This window comes from Flavobacterium geliluteum, from assembly GCF_017948595.1.
Taxonomy (GTDB): Bacteria; Bacteroidota; Bacteroidia; order Flavobacteriales; family Flavobacteriaceae; genus Flavobacterium; species Flavobacterium flavipigmentatum.
Genome location: NZ_JAGFBV010000001.1, coordinates 116550 through 138357 on the forward strand (window position 1 = coordinate 116550; position 21808 = coordinate 138357).

General features: G+C 34.8%; 18 protein-coding genes. 16 read left to right on the top strand and 2 right to left on the bottom strand.

The features are described from left to right. The first annotated feature begins 10 nt into the window (after positions 1-10). The 13 genes from sov to J3495_RS00505 all read left to right on the top strand — a co-directional run bounded on the left by sov (position 11) and on the right by J3495_RS00505 (position 16393). Positions 11-7234 carry a T9SS outer membrane translocon Sov/SprA gene (sov, locus tag J3495_RS00445; RefSeq protein ID WP_210664592.1) on the top strand — a complete coding sequence of 2408 codons (7224 nt, stop codon included), beginning with the start codon at positions 11-13 and terminating at the stop codon, positions 7232-7234. Between the two features lie 85 nt (positions 7235-7319). Next, positions 7320-7700, top strand: coding sequence for a glycine cleavage system protein GcvH (gene gcvH, locus J3495_RS00450; RefSeq protein WP_210664593.1), 381 nt, complete (start codon positions 7320-7322; stop codon positions 7698-7700). Further along, positions 7693-8070, top strand: a complete 378-nt coding sequence (locus J3495_RS00455) for a VanZ family protein (RefSeq protein ID WP_210664594.1) — start codon at positions 7693-7695, stop codon at positions 8068-8070. The genes gcvH and J3495_RS00455 overlap by 8 nt, the downstream gene beginning before the upstream one ends. Positions 8071-8181: 111 nt before the next feature. Continuing rightward, positions 8182-8925, top strand: coding sequence for a deoxyribose-phosphate aldolase (gene deoC, locus J3495_RS00460; protein WP_210664595.1), 744 nt, complete (start codon positions 8182-8184; stop codon positions 8923-8925). Between the two features lie 18 nt (positions 8926-8943). Next, positions 8944-11064 (top strand): gliding motility protein RemB, encoded by a 2121-nt coding sequence (locus J3495_RS00465; RefSeq protein ID WP_210664596.1) that lies wholly within the window; start codon positions 8944-8946, stop codon positions 11062-11064. A 157-nt stretch (positions 11065-11221) separates the two neighbouring features. Next, positions 11222-12124 (top strand): heme o synthase, encoded by a 903-nt coding sequence (gene cyoE / locus J3495_RS00470; RefSeq protein WP_210664597.1) that lies wholly within the window; start codon positions 11222-11224, stop codon positions 12122-12124. Positions 12125-12126: 2 nt separating this feature from the next. Further along, the gene (locus J3495_RS00475) at positions 12127-12714 is read left to right on the top strand and encodes a cytochrome c oxidase subunit 3 (RefSeq protein WP_210664598.1); all 588 of its coding nucleotides are present in this window, start codon (positions 12127-12129) and stop codon (positions 12712-12714) included. Between the two features lie 42 nt (positions 12715-12756). Continuing rightward, positions 12757-13737, top strand: a complete 981-nt coding sequence (locus tag J3495_RS00480) for a cytochrome c oxidase subunit 3 (protein WP_210664599.1) — start codon at positions 12757-12759, stop codon at positions 13735-13737. 16 nt (positions 13738-13753) lie between these two features. Next, on the top strand, positions 13754-14104 hold the full coding sequence (locus J3495_RS00485; protein ID WP_210664600.1) for a cytochrome C oxidase subunit IV family protein: 351 nt from the start codon (positions 13754-13756) through the stop codon (positions 14102-14104). Between the two features lie 77 nt (positions 14105-14181). Beyond that, on the top strand, positions 14182-14847 hold the full coding sequence (locus J3495_RS00490) for a hypothetical protein (RefSeq protein ID WP_210664601.1): 666 nt from the start codon (positions 14182-14184) through the stop codon (positions 14845-14847). Positions 14848-14858: 11 nt separating this feature from the next. After that, entirely contained in the window at positions 14859-15548 is a 690-nt protein-coding gene (locus J3495_RS00495; RefSeq protein ID WP_210664602.1) for an SCO family protein, read from the top strand. Position 15549: 1 nt separating this feature from the next. Further along, positions 15550-16134, top strand: a complete 585-nt coding sequence (locus J3495_RS00500) for a DUF420 domain-containing protein (protein ID WP_210664603.1) — start codon at positions 15550-15552, stop codon at positions 16132-16134. After that, positions 16124-16393: a hypothetical protein gene (locus J3495_RS00505; protein ID WP_210664604.1), complete on the top strand. Its 270-nt coding sequence runs from the start codon at positions 16124-16126 to the stop codon at positions 16391-16393. The genes J3495_RS00500 and J3495_RS00505 overlap by 11 nt, the downstream gene beginning before the upstream one ends. A gap of 2 nt (positions 16394-16395) precedes the next feature. Here the strand turns inward: J3495_RS00505 and J3495_RS00510 are convergent, their stop codons facing one another. Next, positions 16396-16983 (bottom strand): hypothetical protein, encoded by a 588-nt coding sequence (locus tag J3495_RS00510; RefSeq protein WP_210664605.1) that lies wholly within the window; start codon positions 16981-16983, stop codon positions 16396-16398. A gap of 8 nt (positions 16984-16991) precedes the next feature. After that, positions 16992-18401 (bottom strand): DUF4403 family protein, encoded by a 1410-nt coding sequence (locus J3495_RS00515; protein WP_210664606.1) that lies wholly within the window; start codon positions 18399-18401, stop codon positions 16992-16994. Positions 18402-18573: 172 nt separating this feature from the next. Between J3495_RS00515 and J3495_RS00520 the strand changes: the two genes are divergently transcribed. The 3 genes from J3495_RS00520 to J3495_RS00530 are packed head-to-tail and all read left to right on the top strand — an operon-like array spanning position 18574 to position 21780. Further along, positions 18574-19275, top strand: coding sequence for an ABC transporter ATP-binding protein (locus tag J3495_RS00520; protein WP_210664607.1), 702 nt, complete (start codon positions 18574-18576; stop codon positions 19273-19275). Continuing rightward, complete coding sequence (locus tag J3495_RS00525) at positions 19268-20512, top strand: ABC transporter permease (protein ID WP_210664608.1); 1245 nt, start codon at positions 19268-19270, stop codon at positions 20510-20512. Before J3495_RS00520 ends, J3495_RS00525 begins: the two co-directional genes overlap by 8 nt. A 2-nt stretch (positions 20513-20514) precedes the next feature. Further along, the gene (locus tag J3495_RS00530) at positions 20515-21780 is read left to right on the top strand and encodes an ABC transporter permease (RefSeq protein ID WP_210664609.1); all 1266 of its coding nucleotides are present in this window, start codon (positions 20515-20517) and stop codon (positions 21778-21780) included. Positions 21781-21808 lie beyond the last annotated feature (28 nt).

Sequence of the window (21808 nt, forward strand, 5' to 3'; positions counted from 1 at the left end):
CAAAATTTGTATGAATAAAATTTGTATTTGCTTGTTGTTTTTATTTTGTGGATTTGCATCGCAGGCACAAGTAAATCAAGCAGCTCAGGATACAACAAAAACAACGTTTTCTGTCGGGAAGATTGAATTGAAAAATCCGGAAAGTGTTCTTTCGGCATACAAATATGACCCTATCACAGACCGTTATATTTACTCGACGACTGTTGATGGTTTTTCTATAGATTACCCTCTTATTCTAACTCCAAAAGAATATGAAGATTTGGTTTTGAAAGAATCCCGAAGAGATTATTTTAGAAAAAAAGCAGACGCAATCGATGGTAAAAAATTGGCGAGTAAAGACGCGAAAAAAGATTTATTGCCACGATATTATATCAATTCCAGCCTTTTTGAAAGTATTTTTGGGAGCAACACTATTGATGTAAAACCTACTGGTTCTGTTGAAATGGATTTAGGAATGCGTTACACCAAGCAAGACAATCCCGCTTTTTCTCCAAGAAATCGCTCTAGTTTTACTTTTGATTTTGATCAAAGAATCAGTATGAGTTTAATGGGGAAAGTTGGAACTCGATTGGCAGTAAATGCTAATTATGATACACAATCCACCTTTGCTTTTCAAAACCTTTTTAAATTAGAATATACACCTTCTGAGGATGATATTATTCAGAAAGTAGAGGTTGGAAACGTAAGTATGCCTTTGAACAGTACCTTGATTCGAGGCGCACAAAGCTTATTTGGGGTAAAAACCCAGTTGCAATTTGGCCGAACTACCGTTACAGGAGTATTTTCGGAGCAAAAATCACAGACCAAAAGTGTAGTTGCAGAAGGAGGCGGTACGATTCAGAATTTTGATTTATTTGCTCTGGATTATGATAATGACCGACACTTTTTCTTATCACAATATTTTAGAAATAAGTACGATGCATCGCTCAAGAATTATCCTTTTATAGACAGCCGCGTTCAAATTACCAGAATAGAAGTTTGGGTGACCAATAAACAAAATAGGGTAAGTACAACCAGTAATAATTTACGTAATATTATTGCACTTCAGGATTTGGGAGAGGCACAATATACTGGAGTTCCAGACGAAGAAGTAGTAGTTATTAATCCGTCTACAGGGTTTTTTAATAAACCGGTTAGTTCTCCTACAGACAATTCGAATAATAAATACGACCCTGATTTAATAGGGAATGGAGGTTTTCTGAATGCCAACATTCGAGAAATTGTGACTGCAAAAAGCGGTTTTACAAATGGTAATGTTAACGAAGGAACCGATTATTCTATCTTAGAAAATGCCAGAAAATTAACTTCAAACGAATTTACTTTTAATCCTCAGTTAGGATATATTTCGCTGCAACAACGCTTGGCAAATGATGAAATCCTTGCAGTTGCGTATGAATATACTATTGGCGGAGAAGTTTTTCAAGTGGGAGAGTTTGGTAGTGATGGAGTTGATGCAACGGTTGTAACAGGAAATACGGCCAATAATAATCAAGCGGTAATTACGCAGAGTTTGATTTTAAAAATGCTTAAAAGCAGTTTGACCAATGTCAAAAATCCAGTTTGGAATTTGATGATGAAAAATATTTATCAAATCCCGGGAGCGTATCAAATCAAACCTGAAGATTTTAGGTTTAATATTCTTTACAGTGATCCCTCTCCTATCAATTACATTAGTCCGGTAGCAGGAAGTCCTTTTCCGGCAAACCCAACGCCAGATAATAAAGTAGAAGAAACGCCCTTATTGAAAGTCTTTAATTTGGATAAATTAAATTTCAATAACGATCCACAAGTTGGGGGAGACGGTTTCTTTGATTATCTTCCGGGGATCACAGTAGACGCTCAGAATGGGCGAATTATTTTTACCAGAAAAGAACCTTTTGGAGAGTTGTTATTCGAAAAATTGCAGAACTCCGGAATGGGGGAAAACTACAGCGATCCAACAACCTATAATGCTAACCAAAGAAAGTATGTGTTTAGAAACATGTACAAAAACACACAATCTGGAGCGCTGCAGGATAGTGATAAAAATAAATTTTTATTAAGAGGTAAATACAAGTCAACGGGTAGTGACGGGATTCCAATTGGAGCTTTCAACGTGCCACAAGGGTCTGTTGTAGTTACTGCCGGCGGAAGAGTTTTGGTTGAAGGAGTTGATTATAGCGTAAATTATCAATTAGGAAGAGTTCAGATATTAGATCCTGCACTTCAGGCGTCTAATACTCCTATAGAGGTTTCGTTAGAAAATAATTCTATCTTCGGACAACAAACCCGAAGATTTATGGGTTTTAACATCGAACATAAAATTTCTGATAATTTTGTTATTGGGGGTACGTATTTAAAAATGACCGAAAAACCTTTTACCCAAAAATCAAGTTATGGACAGGAATCTGTAAATAATACTATTTTTGGTTTTAATGGAAATTACTCTACAGAGGTTCCGTTCTTGACAAGATTGGTTAATAAATTACCAAATATAGATACAGATGTTCCTTCTAATCTTTCGATAAGAGGAGAAATAGCATTCTTAAAACCTGACGCCCCAAAAGCAGCAGATTTTCAGGGAGAATCTACTATTTATGTAGATGATTTTGAAGGTTCACAATCGACTATAGACATGCGATCTGCTTTTGCCTGGAGTCTGGCATCAACCCCTTATATCAATTCTGTTGGAGATAATACTTTTAATGCGCAATCCGAAACTTTAGAGTACGGGTATAAAAGAGCAAAATTGGCTTGGTATTCTATAGATCCTGTATTTTATACCAGTAAACCATCCGGAATTACAAATGATGACTTGTCATTCAATACAACCAGAAGGGTTTACAGCAGAGAACTATATCCAAATACAGACATTGCACAAGGACAAATACAGGTTATAAATACCCTTGATCTGAGTTATTATCCTTCAGACAGAGGGCCTTATAATGATAATCCTAATTTTGGCAGTGAAACGGCTACTTCAAAATATGGTGGTATTATGAGAGCTTTAAATTCGACTAATTTTGAGCAAAGTAATGTTGAATATATTCAGTTTTGGGTTTTAGATCCTTATGTAGGAAACGGTGCTACTGAGCCATCCAATACAGGTAAAATTTATTTTAATTTAGGTGAAGTTTCCGAAGATATTTTAAAAGATGGAAGAAAGCAATATGAGAACGGTCTGGGACCCGATCAGTTATTGGTAACGCCTCGGCCACTTTGGGGAGATGTTCCTGCTTCGCAATCTTTAATTTATGCATTTGATAATAATGCGGGCAACAGATCCAATCAGGATGTCGGACTTGATGGTTTGCCTAATTCTAAAGAAGCAGCTGTTTACGGTAATTATGCCTCTGATCCAGATCCCGCAGGTGATGATTATACGTATTATTTGAATGCTAACGGAGGAGTTCAGGAGCGCTATAAAAATTATAATGGTCTTGATGGCAACTCTGCTGTAGATATAAATGCGGCCAACAGAGGTGCAACGACTTTACCTGATGTTGAAGATATTAATCGCGATAATACAATGAATACAATCAATGCGTATTATGAGTATAGTATTGATTTGAGACCAGGTATGAATGTGGGGCAAAATTATATTACTGATATCAGAGAAGTTTCAGACGTAGAATTGCCTAACGGAAATACCACTACCGCAAGATGGATTCAATTTAAGATTCCGGTTTCGCAACCTCAGAATGTCATTGGAAATATATCAGATTTTAGGTCTATTCGATTCATGAGAATGTTTATGACAGGATTTACCGAGCAGGTAACCGCCCGTTTTGGAGCATTAGATCTGGTAAGAGGCGAGTGGAGAAGATATACTACTGCTCTTGATCCTTCGGATGTAAATCAAGATGATCACGACACCGATTTTGATGTACAAGCAGTAAATATTCAGGAGAACAATACAAAATGTCCTGTAAACTATGTTACGCCTCCGGGAGTACAAAGAGAACAATTGTATAATAATAACACAATAATCAATCAAAACGAGCAGTCATTGGCCTTGAGAGTTGCCGGAAATGGTCTGCAACCTCAGGATTCCAGAGCAGTTTTTAAAAATGTAAGTATTGATATGCGTCAGTACAAAAAACTAAAAATGTTTTTACACGCAGAATCATTAGCAGGAGAAGCTGCTGTTGGTGATAATGAAATGGTCGGTTTTATTCGTTTTGGTAATGATTTTACACAGAATTTCTATCAAGTCGAAATTCCATTAAAAATGACTTCTACAGGTGGCGCATGTAATATTAGTGCGGAGCAGGTGTGGCCAGAAGAAAACGAAATAAATTTGCTTTTAGAGTTATTAACCAAAATGAAAATTCAGGCAATGAGTATTGATCCTAGTACACTTCCGCTTGACGGAATTTATTATCCAGACGACACAGGATCTGACGGAGATGATAAATTGAGACTGGGTATAAAAGGAAATCCAAATTTTGGTCTGGTTCGAAATTTAATGGTCGGAATAAAAAGTAATGTAGACCATAAAGATATAAAAGGGGAGGTTTGGTTTAACGAACTTCGTCTGGCCGACATGGAAAACAAAGGCGGTATGGCTGCTATTTTGAATATCGATACCAATATGGCCGATTTTGCAACTGTTTCTGCTACAGGGAAAAAAAGCACTATTGGTTTCGGATCTTTGGAGCAAGGTGCAAATGAAAGAGATCGTGAAGATATTCAACAATACAACATTGTAACCAATATGAATTTAGGAAAATTGCTGCCTCAAAAATGGGGGATCAATTTGCCGTTTAATTATGCTATTGGAGAAGAGATTATAACGCCGGAATACGATCCTTTTAATCAGGATATCAAGCTGAAGCAGTTGTTGAGAGAAACTACAGATGAGGCAGAAAAAGACAACATCAGAACCAGAGCAATTGATTATACCAAACGTAAAAGTATCAATTTTATAGGGGTTAGAAAAGACAGAGCGCCGGAACAAAAACCACATGTTTACGATGTTGAGAATTTTACTTTTTCGCAATCGTATAACCAGGTAGAGCGTCATGACTATGAAGTAGAAAACTACGAAGACGAGCAATCCAATTCGGCAGTAAATTATGCATATACGTTTCAGCCAAAAGAAATAGCTCCTTTTAAAGAAACTAAATTCATGAAGAAAAGCGAGTATTGGAAAATGCTGAGTGATTTTAATATAAATTATTTGCCTTCAAATATATCATTCAATACAAATATTTTAAGACAAAGCAATCGCCAGCAATTTAGACAGGTTGAAGACGTGCAGGGAATTGGTCTTGATCCGCTTTACCGCCGAAATTTTGCTTTTAATTATCAGTATGGCTTTGGTTTTAATCTGACTAAATCTTTAAAATTAAACTATACCGCAGCATCAAATAATATTGTAAAAAATTATTTGAATGATGATAATACTCCAAAAGAGGATTTTAATATTTGGGATGATTATTGGGATATAGGAACTCCTAATCAGCATACCCAACAATTGATTCTGAATTATGAAATTCCAATTAATAAAATTCCAATTTTCAATTTTGTAAAAGCAACCTATTCATATACGGCAGATTATAATTGGCAACGATCATCATCAGCTTTATCAGAGTTTGTTGATGAAAATGGAACAGCTTACAACTTAGGGAATACGATTCAGAATGCCAATTCCAATACATTGACAACTACTTTAAGTATGAATACGTTGTACAAATATTTGGGCTTGACACCCGGACAGAAAAAAGCGGCAAAACCAAAACCTACTGCACCTCCAAAACCAGGAGAAAAAGTGGTGAATACAAATAATAATACTGTGGCCAAAAAGAGCCCATTTTATGATGGTGTGATTGGTGTTTTGACCAGTATAAAAAGCATTCAGGTAAATTATACCGAAAATAGCGGAACAGTTTTGCCGGGTTATATCCCGGGTGTAGGTTTTTTAGGGACATCAAAACCTAATTTAGGATTTGTTTTTGGTAGTCAGGACGATGTGCGTTACGAAGCGGCCAAAAATGGCTGGCTGACGAATTATGAAAATTTCAATCAGAATTTTACGCAGGTCAATAATAAGTTGTTAAAAGTAACGACCAACATAGATCTGTTTCCGGATTTTAAAGTCGATTTGACGATGGATAGGACGTATTCTCAAAATTCATCTGAGCAATATAGTGTCATAAATGGCGAGTATATTCCGTTATCGCCTTACACATACGGAATGTTTTCTATCTCGACTGTATTGATCAAAACGGCATTTTCTAAAAGTGATGAAATTCAATCGGCGGCATTTGATGATTTTAGACAAAATCGCCTAGTAATTGCAAATCGTTTGGCCGAAGATTATTATGGTACGGGTAATCCAATTCCGAGATATGGTGATGCTGCAAACCCAATTCCAGCAGATCCTGTCGATCCAAATAATGATCCAGATAAAAAGAAAAGAGAGGTTTATTCTTCTAACGAAGGATATCCAGTAGGTTTTGGAAAAAGCAATCAGGCCGTTTTATTGCCGTCTTTTTTGGCAGCTTATTCGGGAAGTAGCGCTTCTAGTGCTTCAACAGGAATTTTTAAAAGTTTTCCTATTCCTAACTGGAGTATAAAATACAACGGATTGATGCGTTATAAATTTTTCAAAGATCGATTTAAGCGTTTTTCATTGCAGCACAATTACAGAGCATCCTATACAATTAATCAATTTAGGTCTAATTTTGACTATGATGAAAATGTTGGAAAACCAACTAATCAGGACGTAAATTATAATTTTTATAATAAAACAATCATGTCAAATGTCAATCTGGTAGAACAATTTAGTCCGCTGCTTCGAGTAGATTTGGAGCTAAAAGGTTCTTTAAGAATTTTGACAGAAGTGAAAAAAGACAGAGCTTTATCAATGAGTTTTGATAATAATTTATTGACCGAAGTAAAAGGGCTTGAGTATATCGTAGGGCTTGGGTATCGTTTTAAAGATGTGATTTTTTCTTCGCGTTTGGCAGATAATCCAACTGGAATTATAAAAAGTGATATTAATATAAAAGCTGATTTTTCCTATCGAAATAATCAAACCCTGGTGCGATATTTAGACTATAATAACAATCAGTTGGCGGCAGGGCAAAATATTTGGTCACTAAAACTTACGGCAGATTATTCTTTTAGTAAAAATCTAACCGCCATCTTTTATTATGATCATTCGTTTTCAAAAGCTGTAATCTCAACTTCCTTTCCGTTGACCAACATTCGATCTGGATTTACACTTCGATATAATTTCGGAAATTAATTTTGATTTTCTAAAGTAAATTTCATTAGAAGATTATTACATTTGTGGCTTAAAATTTAAATTATCAATTTTCAAACATACTATTATGAGCATACCATCAAATTTAAAGTACACAAAAGATCACGAATGGGTTAGCATCGAAGGAGACGTTGCAACTATAGGAATTACTCATTTTGCTCAAAAAGAGTTAGGAGATATAGTATATGTTGAAGTAGAAACTTTAGATCAGAAACTTGATAAAGATGAAGTTTTTGGAACAGTTGAAGCTGTAAAAACAGTTTCAGATTTGTTTTTACCTTTAACAGGAGAAATTATTGCTTTTAATGACAGTTTAGAAAGCGCGCCTGAAACTGTAAATTCTGATCCTTACGGGGCAGGATGGATGATTAAGGTAAAAATTGCAGACGCATCTGAAATCGATTCTTTGTTATCTGATGAGGCTTACAAAACGCTAATCGGTGCATAAATTATTCCTCCTGTGTTGGGCATTAATTGTCTCGGGAGTTATCGCTTATTTTTGTTTGACAGATTCAAGTAATATTCCTGCGGTTAATATCCCCAGCATTGACAAAATTGTGCATTTTTGTTTTCATTTTGGATTTACAATTTCATGGATTTTGTTTTTTAAAAAGGAATTAAAAGGCGCTGACGATGCAAAAGCATTTTTGGTTTCGTTTATATTCTCGGTTTTATTTGGGATAACGATCGAAATCATGCAAGGTGTATACACCACAACAAGAGCTTCAGATGTAACAGATGTTTTGGCGAATACTTTAGGAGCAATGTGTGCTATTTTTGTAGCGATCATTTTCAAAAAGCAACTAAACAAAATATAAAACAAATACCCACTTCGGTGGGTTTTTTGTTGGCGTAAATTCTAGTTTTAGAATCGGTGTTTTTACGATTTAAAATGTATTTTTGTGCCAGTTGCATGTAATTTCAAAATCATGAATGTCAAATCATATTTAGATTCAACATACTTAAAAACTGCTTTTCAGGCTGGTCTTACCGAAGCAGAGAATACCGCTGTTGTGAAGGCTGCTGTTGAGGAGGCTATCAGCGAGGGTTTTAAGTTGATCATGGTTCGGCCTGACAAAGTGACTTTGGCCAAAGAAATGATTTTAAAAGCAAATTCATCTGTATTGGTAGGAACTGTAATTGATTTTCCAGAAGGTAAATCTGATCTTCAGACGAAGATCAAAGAAGCTAATGAAGCCATCGAAAACGACGCCGATGATCTGGATTTTGTTTGTAATTATGAGGCTTTCAAAAATGGGGATATCGCTTTAGTAAAGCAAGAAATTTTAATTTGTACCCAAATTGGATTGGCCAGCAATAAGACCGTGAAATGGATTATTGAAGTGGCTGCGTTAACTGATAAAGAAATTATTCAGTTGTCTGCGTTGATCAAAAATGTAGTAATTTCAAATTTTAAAGAAGAAAATTATGCTTCAGTTTTTGTGAAATCCTCCACTGGATTTTATGAAACTCAAAGTGGAATGCCAAATGGAGCGACTGTTCCAACGATAATTATGATGTTAGAGAATGCCTCTCCTTTGCCTGTAAAAGCGGCTGGAGGAGTTCGCTCATACGAAGAAGCGATCGGTATGATTCGCCTTGGAGTAAAACGAATTGGAACTTCTGCGGCAAAAGCAATAGCCAGTGGGGGCAATGCCACAAATACCTATTAAATAAATACCTATTTTTACATGAATAAGATTTTTTTTGCTTCTATTCTGCTACTGTTTGCTGCAGTTACTTTTTCGCAGGAAAAAAATAATACTGCAATACAGCCTGGTTTTACCTCGGAGCAATTTCCGGTTTTCTCTAATTGCGAGAATTTACAGGCTAAGAATTTGGAAAATTGCTTTTATAAAGAAGTTCAGGATTTTGTATATCATAATTTTCAAATACCTGATAATTTAAAACAAGCAGATTATAAAGGAGAAGTAAAAGTGCTTTTTGAGGTCAATGTCAATGGCGAGTTTAAAGTGATTTATGTCAATGCCGCAAATGATGCCTTAGCCGAAGAAGGAAAACGTGTTTTTGGAAATTTTCCAAAAATTAAACCTTCTACCTATAACGGAAAACCGACATACTCAAAATATACTATTTCGATAGAGTTGCCGCTAAAAAGTGCCGAACAAATTGCGGCAGAAGCGTTGGCTGCTTCTTTGATAGAAAAACCACTCGAGAAACCCATGACAGAATTGGATAGTCTGGTTTACAAGAAATATACCAATCTGGAATTTGAAAGTCATTTGAATATCCCTTTTTCGCACAGTTATTATGCCCAGTTTGATGGCGCTATGAATCAGGTTGGGAGCAATAATCATACGGCTTCTAAGCCTTATACTTATGCTGAAGTTTCTAAATATTATAATTTGAAAGCGGTTAATGAGTCCCTTCAAAAAAAGACTTCGGGTTGGTTAGGAAGAAAATTCTGGAACGAGAATATGGTGCAGATCGAGGGTGAAGATTATTGGCTGACGCTGAATCCTATTTTTGATTTGCAAATGGGTAAAGCTTCTGATATTGATGCTTCGACGTATGTAAATACACGCGCTCTTAATTTTAGAGGAGGAATTGGAAAACAAATTAATTTTACTACCACTATTTTTGAAAGTCAAGGCCGATTTGCGGGATATTTTAATGATTATGCTGAATCTATTAAGCCTTCTGGAGGAAATCCGGCTATAATTCCAGGAATGGGAATTGCAAAACAATTTAAAACCGATTCGTACGATTTTCCTTTGGCAGAAGCCAATATTACTTTTGCTCCGAGTAAAGCTTTTGATTTGCAATTGGGTTACGGAAGGAATTTTATTGGTGACGGATACCGATCTTTGCTGGAAAGTGACGGAGCGAGTCCTTATCCTTATTTTAAAATTAATACTACTTTTTGGAAAATAAAATACACCAATACGTATATGTGGCTTAAAGATGTTCGTCCAGATGTTACATTAGAGAGAACTTATGCAACAAAATTTATGGCCAATCATTATTTGAGCTGGAATGTTTCGAACAAGCTAAATTTAGGCTTTTTTGAATCGGTGGTTTGGTCCAATCAAAACAATAGAGGATTTGATGTTAACTTTGTAAATCCCATTATTTTTTATCGTTCTGTTGAATTTGCATCTTCTTCACGAAGTGGTAATGCGCTTTTAGGAATTTCATCAAAATACAAATGGAATAATAATATTAATCTTTATGCGCAACTTTTAATTGATGAATTTTCGTTTGGAGACATAAAAGCAGGTGATAACAGCTGGAAAAATAAGTACGGATATCAATTAGGAGCAAAGTATTTTAATGCTTTTAATGTAAAAGACCTTTTGTTACAACTAGAGTACAATCATGTACGCCCGTATGTGTATTCGCACAGTGCAGTAATTACTAATTATGCACATAATAATCAAAGTTTAGGACATCAGTGGGGTGGTAATTTTAAAGAACTGGTAACTATTGCTAGATATCATAAAGGCAGGTATTTTGCCGATGCTAAATTAACCGTTGGAACCAGAGGTTTAGATTTTGATACTACAGAAGATAGTTTTAATTACGGAGGAAATATTTATAAAGATTATGATGAAAAACGTCCGCGTGATACAGGAGTAAAAGTTGGGCAAGGAAATAAAGCAAATATTTTTATAGCCGATGTTCAGGCAGGTTATTTGATCAATCCGGCAACGAATTTAAAATTATTTGGAAGTTTTATTTACAGAAATTTCGACCCAATGCAGCAGACTGCTACAACTTTTAAACAAAACACCACATGGTTTAATTTAGGGTTTCGTTCTGATATTTTCAATTGGTATTTTGATTATTAGTTTATATTAATAAGATTTTTCTAAATAATTGTGTTAAAGATTGGCAAGTTCTTATTTTGTGATGGTTTTATTAGAAAAAATCTAAAGTTATAGCTCGAATTTCTCTAATCTAATTTGTACCTTTGCACCACTAAAAAACATACAAATCATCACCGTATTGGATACTTTGCAAAATACAATTTCAATAAAATCAATTTTTAACGATTTCAAAGAAATCACTAAGGCAGGTTTAGCTATTAGTGTTTTGTTTTCTTCGATTGCGGGATATTTATTGGGTGTCAATGAAGAGAATCCGTTTCAGTGGACCGTTTTAGTAGTTTTGATGGTGGGTGGATATTGTATGGTTGGTGCTTCAAATGCATTCAATCAGGTGATCGAAAAAGACATCGATATTTTGATGGACAGAACCAAAAATCGCCCTGTTCCTTCAGGCAGAATGTCTTCAAATATTGCTTTATTTGTGGCAATTTTGCTTACTATTATCGGTATTTCACTTCTTTATACAATCAATGCAAAGTCGGCAATGTTTGCTGCAATTTCTATATTTTTATACACAAGCATTTATACACCATTAAAAACAGTAACTTCGTTGTCGGTTTTTGTAGGTGCTTTTCCTGGGGCCATTCCATTTATGTTAGGATGGGTTGCAGCTACGGGGGAATTTGGTATTGAAGCAGGAACTTTATTTCTGATTCAGTTTTTCTGGCAGTTTCCTCATTTTTGGGCTATCGGCTGGTTTTTGTTTGAAGATTATGAAAAAGCTAATATTTTTATGCTTCCCACAGGAAAAAAAGATAAAGGAACCGCTTTGCAGATTATTTTATATACGGTTTGGTTGATAATCGCTTCTTTATTGCCGGTTTTAGGTTATACAGGGCAATTATTTATTTCGCCAGTTGCAGCTGTTTTGGTTTTTTTATTGGGCTTATGGATGTTGTTTTACGCCGTTCGTTTGTATCAGTTAAAAACGGCAAAAGCGGCAAGAACATTGATGCTGGTGAGTGTTTCGTATATTTCGCTATTGCAAATAGTATATATAGTAGATAAATTTTTAAGATAGTTATGGAAATGACAATGACAACAGGTGAGGAACAAGTGAGAAAAGCAAAGTCAGCAAAACTGATTTTGTTATTCGCAATGGTAAGTATGACCATGATGTTTGCTGGGCTTACAAGCGCATTTGTAGTAAGTAAGTCACGAGCAGATTGGTTGAAAAATTTCGAATTGCCAACTGCTTTTTACTGGAGTACATTGGTTATTATAGGATGTAGTGTTACATTTTATTTGGCCAAAAAAGCAATCCAAAAAGACCAGAGGAGTGCTACAACAGGATTTCTTTTGGGAACTTTGGCTTTAGGGATTTTATTTGTGATTTTACAATTTGTAGGTTTTGGACAAATTGTAAAAAGCGGTTATTATTTTACCGGTCAGGGTAGTTCGATTACTACAACTTTTCTTTATGTAGTGACGGTTACGCACTTATTACACTTAGCTGGAGGATTAATTTCTCTTTTAATTGTAATTTATAATCATTTTAAACAAAAATACAATTCAACTCAAACTCTTGGTATAGAACTAGGTGCAATGTATTGGCACTTTCTAGATTTATTGTGGGTTTATTTATTTTTATTTTTATATTTCTTTAAATAAGAAAAAAACGTAAATTTGGGAACTTTTTAACGAATATCTTTTATGGAAGCGACAGTTACTACTGCAAATAACGAAGAAAAAACTTGGGGAGGCGGCAATGAGCCATTAAGAGCAAGTTATGGTAAAATGATGATGTGGTTTTTTATCGTGTCTGATGCCTTGACATTCTCTGGATTCTTGGCTGCTTATGGTTTTTCTAGATTTAAATTTATCGAAACTTGGCCAATTGCTGATGAGGTGTTTACACACTTTCCGTTTATGCACGGAAGTCCGCAACCAATGCTTTATGTGGCCTTGATGACTTTTATTTTGATTTTTTCATCTGTAACAATGGTTTTGGCGGTTGATGCAGGACATCACATGAAAAAAACAAAAGTAGCCATCTATATGTTTCTTACTATTATTGGAGGTTTAATCTTCGTTGGCTCACAAGCTTGGGAGTGGAAAAACTTCATAAAAGGAGAATATGGAGCAGTTGAAACAGCAGGAGGAAGTTTGTTGCAATTTGTTGATGCATCAGGAAATAGAGTTGCTATTGAGAAATTTGCAGTAAAATTACCAGAGCAAAGAGAAGCTTTGACAAGAAGTCATGGTACTTGGTTTATGGAAGATGCCGAAACGCAGCCGACATATTCTGTTGCAGAAGTTCAGGCAGGCTTTAAAGCACATCCAGAATTACTAATACGAACAGAAGTTCTTACTGCAAAGAAACAAAAAACGATCTTAAATAGAGCTGATTCTGAAGCTCGTTTAAGTCAGGCAAAATATGTAGTAGAAGGAGCAAACCTAACTAGAAATGAATACGGAAGTAAGTTGTTTGCTGATTTCTTTTTCTTCATTACAGGTTTCCACGGATTCCACGTGTTTTCAGGAGTGATCATCAATATCATTATTTTCTTTAATGTATTATTAGGAACTTACGAGAAAAGAAAAAGTTACGAGATGGTGGAGAAAGTTGGTTTATACTGGCACTTTGTCGACTTAGTTTGGGTATTTGTATTTACAGTTTTCTACTTAGTTTAATTTTTATTTATTTATTATGTCACACGAGCACGTATCAAATACAAAAAGAATCTGGTTTGTTTTTGCATTACTTTCAGCAGTAACTGTAGTAGAAGTTTTTTTGGGTATTTATAAGCCTGAATCATTGGTTTTTAATCATTTTGTTGGTTTGAATTTACTAAACTGGATTTTTTACATCCTGACTATTTTTAAAGCATATTATATTGTATGGGCATTTATGCACATGGAAGGTGAAACAAGCAGTCTTAGATGGTCTGTTGTGTCACCAGTTATCTTCCTAGTTTTATATTTATTGTTTATTCTGTTAACAGAAGGGCATTATATTTATGGGGTTTTTAAAGATTCTACTATCAAATGGAATTTTTAACATGATATTAATTCGAAAAGAGGCTCCGTTTAACGGAGCTTTTTTTATTTTTGTATCTCAAATCTTTCCTTAAAATAATGAAAAAAAATATTGTCCTTTTTTCGCTTTTTATACTTCCTATCGTAGCCTATTTGTTTTTTGCTTCTGGAGTCAATAGTTTTACAAAACTTCCTGTAATAACACCAAAAGTGGCTGATTTCGGCAACTGGAAATCATTAGATGGAAAAACAGTTTCGCTGAATAAAAAAATCACTGTTCTTGGCTTTTCAGGTTCCAATGTTTTGGATAACAGAGGTAATTATTTCAATTTAAACGAAAAGATCTACAAACGTTATCATGGTTTTGAGGATCTTCAGTTTGTGGTTGTGGCTCCTTTAGGTTCAGAGCCGGAAGCTCAAAAGGTAATTGATGCATTGGCGCCTTTTACAGATGTTTCTGGTTGGAATTTTGTTTTTGCTTCGCCTGACGAAATCAAAATTTTTTATGATCAATTGCATTTAAAAGGCAAACTAAACGAAAACCTCGGTACTTCTTATGTTTATATCGTAGATAAAGAACGTAATGTTCGTGGCAGAAAAGGTGCAAACAAAGAGAATAAAGACAAAAAAGATGAATATAAAGAAGGTTATGATACATTTCATCCGTCTGAGCTGAGCAACGAAATGCTGGATGATTTTAAAATTATCCTTTACGAATATCGCGCAGCCCTGAAAAAGAATCATAACGCTACAAAGCAACTTTAAATTTTAATTAAATGTTTAAAAATAAATCCTATATCGGAATTTCGTTTATCGTTTTGATTTTCGGAATTTATGCGGTGCCAAAAATTATCGAGAGAGTAAAAGACGGAGAAGTGGTAAAAGGCAGCCGTCTTGATAATGTTAATTCTAAAAACTTAAAAGAAGAAGCTAAATTGTTGACAATTGGTCCGGCTCCAAAATTTGAATTAACGAATCAAAACAATGTTAAATTCTCGAGTGAGAGCCTAAAAGGGAAAGTATATGTTTTGGAGTTTTTCTTTACGACTTGCCCTTCAATATGCCCAAAAATGAATTTAAGCATGTTGGAAATCGAAAAAACTTTTTTTGGAAATCCAAATTTCGGAATCGTTTCCATAACAATTGATCCGGGTCATGATACGCCGCAGGTTCTTAAAGGCCATGCAAAATTATTAGGTGTAAAATCCTCTAATTGGAATTTCTTAACAGGTGATAAAGCAGCGATTATGGATTTGTCAAACAAAGGATTTAATCTTTACGCCGGTGAAAATGCAAAAGTAAATGGTGGTTTCGAGCACTCTGGTCTTTTTGCATTGGTAGATAAAGAAGGAAAAATTCGTTGTAGAAAAGATGATTTTGGAAACCCGATTTTGTATTATGACGGTTTGGACAAAAAGGGAGTAAGGGATATTCAGCAGGATATAAAAATATTATTAGAAGAATAAGATGGAAGATAATTCGCTTGAAAAAAAGTTTAATGCATTTATTATTGCAGTTTCAATTTTGATACCAGCTGTAGTAGGTGTTTTGTTTACGGTAAAACTAAAAGATTTTGGTATTCAGGTCGAGCCATTATCATTTTTGCCGCCAATCTATGCCGCTACAAATGGTTTAACTGCCATTGTTTTAGTGGGGGCAGTAATGGTAATCAAAAGAGGAAACCGTCAATTGCACGAGAGACTTATGACCTTTGCAATTGCGCTTTCGGTTGCTTTTTTGGTTATGTATGTCGCATATCACATGACAGCAGATTCGACTAAGTTTGGAGATTTGAATCATGACGGAATTCTTGATCAAATGGAAACAGGAGAAATAGGAAGCATTCGCTACGTTTATTTCTTTATTTTAATCACCCATATCATATTGTCTGTTGCAATCATTCCTTTAGTTTTGATAACGTATGTAAGAGCCTTGGCACAACGATTTGACAGACATAAAAAAATAGCCAAAGTTACATTTCCACTGTGGTTGTATGTAGCAGTAACGGGCGTTGTGGTATACTTAATGATTTCTCCTTATTATGCGAACTAAAAATAAAAACAGGTTTCAGGGTTTAAATTTCAAGTTTCAAAAGTTGTTTTTTGGAGTTTGTATTTTCCTTATCGGAGTTTCATCAAATGCGCAGTGTGCGATGTGTCGTGCCTCACTCGCAGGTGATTCTAATGTGAAGAAAGCAGAAGCAGTCAATGACGGAATTTTGTATCTGATGGTGATTCCGTATTTGCTTGTGGCAATTATTGGAGTATTGATTTATAGAATGTATCAATCAAAAAAGAAAAAAGTCGAATAAATTTATTCGACTTTTCTTTTAAATAATTGTTTTAGTTTTTCGGTAACGAAATAATATATTCCAACAAATAAAAGGAATGTTATTATTTTACAAAACACAGCAAGAACGAAATTTGATGGATAAATATCCAAATCATGATACATAGTCCAAGAGCTTGGAAGATAATCACGATGAAGCGATGTTATTAATATTACAAATCTTTCGATTGAAATGATAAGCATAAAGCTGAATAAAATCCGTAAGAAAATATTTTTGCAGATTCTTTTTATTCTTAATAATTGGGTTATTAATAACCATAAAATCGGCTGCATCCAAATTCCGAACCAATACTTTCCAAACATTCTGTTTAGCATACTGTTCTGTTCCTCGGTGTTGCTTTCAGCATAAAAAACAAATAATCCTATAATCCATACTATAAAATAAACAGCGCCAACAAAAGAGATAAATTTTGTCGCTTCATTATCTATTTTATATAAAACAACATTTTTTATAAATATGGATAAGAGTAAAAAAAGCAGAGTATAGAGACCAAACGCTGTAAAAAAATCAACCGTTATTATCTGAAGCAAAAGCAGTATGTTTTCTTTCATTTAAATTTTTATTTCAATCCATCAACAGACACATTTACAGTTCCATTTATTTTGATGAAAGCAATAATGGCCTGATTAGTCAGTTGAATTTTGTCGAAAACAATATCTTCCATTTTTCCATTTACAAAAACACCTGGCAATGGCGAGTAGTTTTTGAGGTAACTTACCATACTTTTTTTACCTTCTTCCAAATTCGGCTGAATAGAATAACGACAGCTTTCTTCCATTTTTTTAATAATGTAGCCTTGAGCCAGCCAGCTTGCGGTACGTTGTAGTTTGCTTTTAGTGTCTAAAACATAATCTAATTTGTCAAAATAAATTTCTTTTGTTTTAGGATTGTACTGAGGAAATCCTGTTAGATAAATAGTGCCGTTTACCGTTCCGAGCAAATCTAGTGCAATAATCATTTTGCTGTCTTTGTGCCAGATCGCCACGTTTTGTACCGTTACTTTTTTGCTTCCGGAGCCAAATACTTGTCCCGAAAAATTTTGAGTCATGATTTTTGAGGCATCTGCGTAAGTTGATATAGCGGCAATGTTTGCTGCTATCTGATTCGGAATTTTATCAATTGGTTTTAGTGCTATTTTATGCGCATTAAACTTAGACTCGGGTTGTTTGCCAACGATGGTTTCCATGTTACATTTCATTCCCATATCCAGAAGAAACAGGTCGTTTTTTAGTTTTGCAGTGGTCGAGTAAACCTCGATCGGTGTAATTCGCAGCCAGGTTTCAAAAGTGTCATTCATTTTAAAAGGCGTACAAATTTTTTCTAAAGCCGATAAAACATTCGGCTTAAAATCCATTGATTTTTCAATAGCATCATCAATTTGTTTTTCAATTTTCGATTTAAAAATAGAAATAGCAGGATTTACTAAATAGGTAATGGGCATGTTTTTTCCAAAGATGGTCATCGTCGGGCTTTCATTCCAATCTAAAGATTTAAACTCGGTTTTGGTGTTCAGTTTCCAGTTGGTAAGGGCTACTTCGCTCGAAAGCGTTATTACTCCGTTAAGGTTAAATTCGCGAGTATCATAAAGGGCTATACCCATTTTTTTGGTACCAATTCTATATTTTATATTGGCTTTAAGCGGCAGAATAGTTTTTATTTTTTTATTTGGATTAGCGGGGTCATTTTCTATTTTGATGGGTGCCAATTTCCAAATTTTTATTTCGATATCATCGTCTTCTATATTTTTATCTTCATAAATTAATCCGTTTAGGATGGTATTGGTTTGGTTTTCAATGTCTTTTAGTTTTACGGTGATAGGCAAATTGATAAAAGACGGATTACTGTCATAAATTAAAGGGCTTGCATCATCTGGTTCCGGTTTTAAAGTTGCAATTTTTTGAGAGCCGGAACAGCCTGTAAGTATTACAAAGGCTAGTGAGATAGATAAAAATGAAAAATATTTTAGCATTTTATTTTTTTTAGATCAGCCAAAATTAATAAAATTAATAGATCTTCTACATAAAGTGTAACATTTTGGCAAAGTAGTAGTCTTATTGTTAAAGGTTTCAAAACTATTAACGTTTTGTTATCATATTTTTCTTAATTAAAATGTTATTATTGTTCCAAAATTTAACAATACCATGATCGAAATCAAAGACTTGCACAAATCCTATAAAATGGGTAGTTCAGAATTACATGTGTTAAAAGGCATTAATTTTAATATCGAAGAAGGCGAATTAGTAGCTATCATGGGATCATCAGGATCTGGTAAGTCTACGCTTCTTAATATTTTAGGAATTTTGGACGAAGCTGATTCCGGTAGTTATATTTTGGATAATACTCCCATTAAAAAATTAAACGAAACTATCGCTTCAAAATACAGAAATAAGTTTTTAGGATTTGTTTTTCAATCTTTCAATTTAATAAATTATAAAACCGCACTCGATAACGTTGCCATGCCTTTGTATTATCAAGGTGTAAAAAGAAAAGAGCGTTATGAGATTGCGATGAGATATCTTGAAAAAGTAGGTTTAGGTTCGCATTCGCACCATTTGCCAAACGAGCTTTCCGGGGGACAAAAACAGCGTGTAGCCATTGCCAGAGCTTTGGCTTCTAATCCGAAAGTTTTATTGGCCGATGAACCTACAGGAGCTTTGGATACTAAAACTTCGTACGAAGTTATGGAGCTTATACAAGGAATTAATGACGAAGGAAAAACTATTTTGATTGTAACACACGAGCCTGATATTGCTGCAATGTGCAAAAGAAACGTAGTCTTAAAAGACGGACTAATCATTGATGATAAAAAGGTAGAACAAGTTAGAGCTTCAGCTTATGTTTAATATCGAGCGATGGCATGAAATCTTTGAGGCAATTGCCAAAAATAAGTTGAGAACTTTCTTGACAGGGATTTCTGTAGCTTCCGGAATTTTTATTTTGGTGATTTTACTGGGAGCAGGAAAAGGACTTCAGAACGGAATTGAAAAACAATTTGAAAATGACGCCGAAGGAATTATCGAAATTTGGTCAAACACTACTACAAAAGAATATAAAGGACTAAATCCCGGGAGGATAATTCAGTTTAGAAATAGTGATTATGAACTTCCTGTAAAGAAATTCGATGAACAGATTGACAGAAAATCGTCTACTAATATTACTTGGGGAGCCAGTGTTACCTACGGAAAAGAAGCGGGAAGTTATCAATATCGCGGTATAAGTCCTGATTATTTGTCTATAGAAAACGGAACCATTATCGAGGGCAGATTTATTAACGATAATGACTTAAAAAATAATGAAAAGGTTGTCGCAATTGGCTTAAAAGTGAAGCAGGATTTATTTAAAGACGGAAAAGCTATTGGAAAAGAACTTTTGGTAAATGGTATTAATTTTAAAGTAGTCGGTGTTTTTACAGATCCTTCGGGAGAAAGAGAAGAAACCCGATTGTATATGCCCGTAACGACCATTCAGCGTGCTTTTGGGGCAGGTGATAAGATAAACGGAATGATGTTCGTTCTGAATAAAAAAGCAAATTATGACGAAGCTTTGGCGCAATCTAAGAATTTTACAAATAATGTAAAAGAGCTTCTAAAAAGTAAAAATATTATTGCACCTAATGATGATAGTGCGATTGGAGTTTATAATTCTGTAGAAGATGCCAAACAATTTTATGATTTGAATCTTTACATTAGATTGTTTTTCTGGTGGGTAGGGATTTGTACCATCATTGCCGGAGTGGTTGGTGTGAGTAACATTATGCTCATTATTGTAAAAGAAAGAACTAAAGAAATTGGCATTAGAAAAGCATTGGGAGCATCTCCCGTTTCTATCATCGGAATGATATTGCATGAGTCAATTTTTATCACTACCATTGCTGGTTTTGTGGGTCTTCTGGCCAGTTTATTGTTATTAGAATTCGTAGGTCCTATGGTGCAGAGCGAATTTTTTAGAAATCCTGAAGTCGATTTTAGCGTAGCACTTACAACGCTGGTTTTACTCGTTTTTGCAGGAGCTATGGCGGGATTTTTCCCTGCCTACAGAGCAGCCAAAATAAAACCTATTGTAGCACTTAGAGACGAATAATTATGTTTAAAAAAGATAATTGGGATGAGATTTTACAGGCTTTAACGGCCAATGTTTTTAGAACTGTATTAACTGCATTTGGTGTGTTTTGGGGCATATTTATTCTGGTGATTTTGCTCGCTGCAGGAAAAGGTCTTGAAAATGGTGTAAAAAAAGGTTTTGATGGCATCGCAACCAATACCATGTTTATGTGGAGCCAAACTACCTCAAAAGCCTATAAAGGTTTGCCAAAAACCCGTCGTTATGAGTTTAGAAACAGTGATGTAGCAGCATTAAAAGCAGCTTTGCCGGATTTATTATATGTTTCGCCACGAAATCAATTAGGAGATTTTAATGGTACTAACAATGTGGTTCGTGGCACAAAAACAGCCGCATTTACGGTATATGGTGATTATCCTGAGCTGATAAAGCAGCAACCAATGGATATTATAAAAGGACGTTTTGTTAATCAGCAAGATATTCTTGACAGGAGAAAAGTTGCTGTGATAGGAAAAGGAGTGATCGCAGAGCTTTATGGAAAAGAAGAAGAAGCGGTAGGGACTTATGTAAAAATCAACGGAATCAATTTTATGGTGGTTGGTGTTTACAATTCTAAGCAACAAGGCGGAAATGCAGAGCAAGAACAAAAAAATATCTTTATTCCGTTTACCACTTTTCAGCAAGCTTTTAATTTTGGAGATAAAGTGGGTTGGATGGCGCTGACTGCAAAAGACGAAAAATCCATAACCGAATTAAAACCTAAAATTTTAGAATTAATAAAAGCGCTTCATTCGATCAATCCAAAAGATGATAGAGCGGTAGGGAACTTTGATTTGTACGAACAGTTTAATAAAGTGCAAAGTTTGTTTAATATTCTAAAAATCATTGCTTACTTTGTAGGAACATTAGTATTGATTTCGGGAGTAATCGGAATTTCTAATATTATGCTTATTGTAGTCAAAGAACGTACTAAAGAAATAGGAATACGAAGAGCTTTAGGAGCTACACCGGGAGCAATTAGAGGGCAAATATTATCAGAATCTATATTTTTAACCATTATTTCGGGCATGTTGGGTATTGCCGTTGCCACGGGAATTATTGCTATTTTAAATATGGTTCTGGATTCGATGCCCCCCAATAGCAATACCATGTTTGCCAACCCAAGTGTAGATTTGGGAGTTGTATTTGTGGCATTACTTATTTTAGTGGGTTCGGGTTTGCTGGCAGGATTCATTCCTGCGCAAACGGCCATCAATGTGAAGCCCGTTGACGCTTTACGTACAGAATAAATTATCAATCAAAAATAATCGATTAAAC